The organism is Cupriavidus sp. WS (assembly GCF_000395345.1).
In the GTDB taxonomy this organism is placed as follows: domain Bacteria; phylum Pseudomonadota; class Gammaproteobacteria; order Burkholderiales; family Burkholderiaceae; genus Cupriavidus; species Cupriavidus basilensis_B.
This window is the reverse complement of record NZ_AQPL01000224.1, coordinates 1-3,269: the sequence shown is the minus strand read 5'-3', so window position 1 is coordinate 3,269 and position 3,269 is coordinate 1. Positions and strand designations below refer to the sequence as shown.

Below are 3,269 nucleotides of genomic sequence, written 5' to 3'. Positions count from 1 at the left end.
AAGCGGCGCGGGCGGTCCTGGCCGTCGCCGGTGCGCGGGCCGCGCGCGGGGCGCTGCGCGCCGTCCTCGGGTTTCCTGCGCGCGCCGCCGGCGCGCTCCTGGGCCTGCTTGATGCCGTCGACCACGGCGCGCACGCGCTGGCGGTTCAGGTCGGACACCCGCACCGGCCGGGTGGGCTTGCGGGTGTTGCCGGCGGGCGCGGTCTTGATGCCCAGCGTCTTGCGCTTGGGCGAAGTGTCATCGGTCATATCTTCAATGCGGGGCGTCCGGCCTAGATGGCCAGCGCCGCCAGCAGGTCCTGTTCAAGCTGTAGCTGCAATTTGTTGTCCGAGGCGAGGCGGCTGCCGTCGACCAGGAAAACGTCTTCCACCCGCTCGCCGAGCGTGTTGATGCGGGCGGTATGCACCGAGATGCGGTGCTTGGCCAGTACGCGCGAGATCGCGTACAGCAGGCCGGTGCGGTCGTTGGCCGAGAGCGACAGCAGGTAGTACTGGCCGCGCTCGTCGGGGCGCAGGTCCACGCGCGGCTTGATCGGGAAGCTGCGCGACTGGCGCGACAGCCGCCCTTGCGAGGGTTCCGGCAGCGGCGCGTTCGGGCGCAGGCGCTCGGCCAGCTCGTGCTCGACCAGCGCGATGATGTCGCGGTAGTTGCCGCTGGCCGCGCTGCCGATGCCGGGGTCGGTGACCTGGAAGGTGTCGAGCGCGTAGCCGTGGCGGGTGGTGTGGATCTTGGCTTCCTGGATGGAGAAGCTCTTGCGTTCGAAATAGCCGCAGATGCGCGTGAACACGTCGGGCTGGTCCTTGACGTAGACCGCCACCTGCATGCCTTCGCCGGCGGCGGACACGCGCGCCTTGACCACCGGGGCGTCGCCGTCGACCTTGTCGTAGAGGTGGCGCGTGAGCCAGGCGATGTCGCGCGCGTCGTGGCGCAGGAAGAAGGCCACGTCGAGCTGGGCCCACAGCGGTTTGCCCAGCTCGGGGTCGAAGGCCTTCAGGCGCAGTTGCGCGATGGTGTCTTCCTTGCGCTGCGACCACAGCGAGTGCGGGTCGACGCGGGCGCCGCCGAGCACGCGCAGCGTGATGCGGTAGAGGTCTTCGAGCAGCTTGCCCTTCCACGCGTTCCACACCTTGGGGCTGGTGCCGCGGATGTCGGCCACGGTCAGCAGGTAGAGCGCGGTCAGGTAGCGCTCGCTGCCGACCACGCGGGCGAAGGCGTGGATCACGTCCGGGTCGGTCAGGTCCTGCTTCTGCGCCACGTGGCTCATGGTCAGGTGGTGCTCGACCAGCCAGGCGATCAGGTCGGTGTCCTCGCGCGCGATGCCGTGCTGCTTGCAGAAGCGGCGCGCGTCGGTGGTGCCGAGCTTGGAGTGGTCGCCGCCGCGGCCCTTGGCGATGTCGTGGAACAGCGCTGCCACCCACAGCACCCAGGGGCGGTCGAAGGTGGCCATCAGCCGGCTGCAGAACGGGAACTCGTGCGTGTGCTCGACCACGGCGAAGCGCCGCATGTTGCGCACCACCATGAGGATGTGCTGGTCCACCGTGTAGACGTGGAACAGGTCGTGCTGCATCTGGCCGACGATGCGGCGGAAATTGCTCAGGTAGCGGCCCAGCACGCTGGTCTGGTTCATCAGGCGCAGCGCGTGCGTGATGCCCTGCGGCTCCTGCACGATGGCCAGGAACAGGCGGCGGTTCTCGGGGTCGTTGCGCCAGTGCGCGTCCATCACCGTGCGCGCGTTGTACAGGCCGCGCAGCGTGCGCGGCGACAGGCCCTTGACGCCGGGCGTGCGCTCGTACACCAGGAAGGTTTCGAGGATGGCGTGCGGCTCGCGCTCGTAGAGGTCGTCGCTGGTGATCTCCAGCATGCCCTGGCGTTCCACGAAGCGCTCGTTGATGACGCGCGTCACCTTGGATTCGCTGGGGAACAGCATCGCCTCGATGTTGAGCAGCAGCACGCTGTTGAGCTGGGTGACCGCCTTGGCCGCCCAGTAGTAGCGCCGCATCAGCTGCTCGCTGGCGCGCTTGTTGTTGTTCTGGCGGTAGCCGAACGATTCGGCCAGCGCGGTCTGCAGGTCGAACACCAGCACGTCCTGGCGGCGCCCGGCCACCAGGTGCAGGCGCGCGCGGATGGTCTTGAGCAGGCGCTCGTTGCGCTGCAGTTCCTGCGCCTCGCGCTCGCTCAGCAGGCCGCGCTCGAACAGCTCCTTCCAGCTGTCGCCGAAGCCGGCCGCCTTGGTCATCCACAGGATCACCTGCAGGTCGCGCAGGCCGCCCGGGCTTTCCTTGCTGTTGGGCTCGAGCGCGTAGGGCGTGTCCTGGTACTTGGCGTGGCGCTGGCGCATTTCCAGCAGTTTGGCCTGGAAGAACGCGCGCGGGTCGAGGTCGGCCTGGTAGCGCGTCTGCAGCTCGGCGAACAGCTTGCGGTTGCCGGTCAGCAGGCGCGCCTCGAGCAGCGAGGTCTGGATGGTGACGTCCTGGCGCGACTCGCGGATGCAGTCGTCCACGGTGCGCACGGCCGAGCCGATCTCCAGCCCGAGGTCCCAGCACAGGCCGATGAATTTCTCCAGCCGGCGCGCGGTGTCGTCGTCGGGCTCGGCCGGCAGCAGCAGCAGCACGTCCACGTCCGAGTACGGGAACAGCTCGCCGCGCCCGTAGCCGCCCACGGCCACCAGCGCGCACTGCGCCGGCAGGGCCAGCCCGCGCCAGGCCTCGACCAGCGCGGCGTCCACCGCGCGCCGCAGGCGCGTGAGCAGGTGGCCGACGTGGCCGTGCGCGCTGAAGTCGTCGAACACGGCCTGCTTGCCGGCTTTCAGCTGATCGCGAACACGGGTGGCGAGGATGAGTTCCGGCGTGGCGTCCATGACTTGGGCTTGGGACATCGAAAGGGCGATGGGTTGCTGGGGAGCGACGAAGAAACGGCGAAACGATGAAGCGGCGGCTGAAACAAGAAGGGCGCCAACTTGGCGCCCGGGGTAGCGTCAGGCTGCGACGGAATCGGTGACGAAGGCCGGCGGCGCCTGCGTGCCCGCCGAGACGGTGAGCACGTCGTAGCCGGTCTCCGTCACCAGGATGGTGTGCTCCCACTGCGCGGACAGGCTGCGGTCGCGCGTCTTGACGGTCCAGTGGTCGGGCATGGTGCGGATCTCGCGCTTGCCGGCGTTGACCATCGGCTCGATCGTGAAGATCATGCCGGGCTGGATCTCCATGCCGGTGCCGGGGCGGCCGTAGTGCAGCACCTGCGGGTCTTCGTGGAAGTTCTTGCCGATGCCGTGG

The 3,269-nt window shown here is 69.0% G+C and carries 2 protein-coding genes and 1 pseudogene; all 3 read right to left on the bottom strand.

Going from position 1 to position 3,269, the window contains the following annotated elements:
• A pseudogene (locus tag K206_RS0118865) lies at window positions 1-248 on the bottom strand (16S rRNA pseudouridylate synthase); the annotation flags it as partial.
• Window positions 249-271: 23 nt separating this feature from the next.
• Window positions 272-2,857: a [protein-PII] uridylyltransferase gene (locus K206_RS0118860; protein ID WP_020203949.1), complete on the bottom strand. Its 2,586-nt coding sequence runs from the start codon at window positions 2,855-2,857 to the stop codon at window positions 272-274.
• A gap of 117 nt (window positions 2,858-2,974) precedes the next feature.
• A partial coding sequence (locus K206_RS0118855) for a M24 family metallopeptidase (RefSeq protein ID WP_020203948.1) occupies window positions 2,975-3,269 on the bottom strand: 295 nt, incomplete at its 5' end.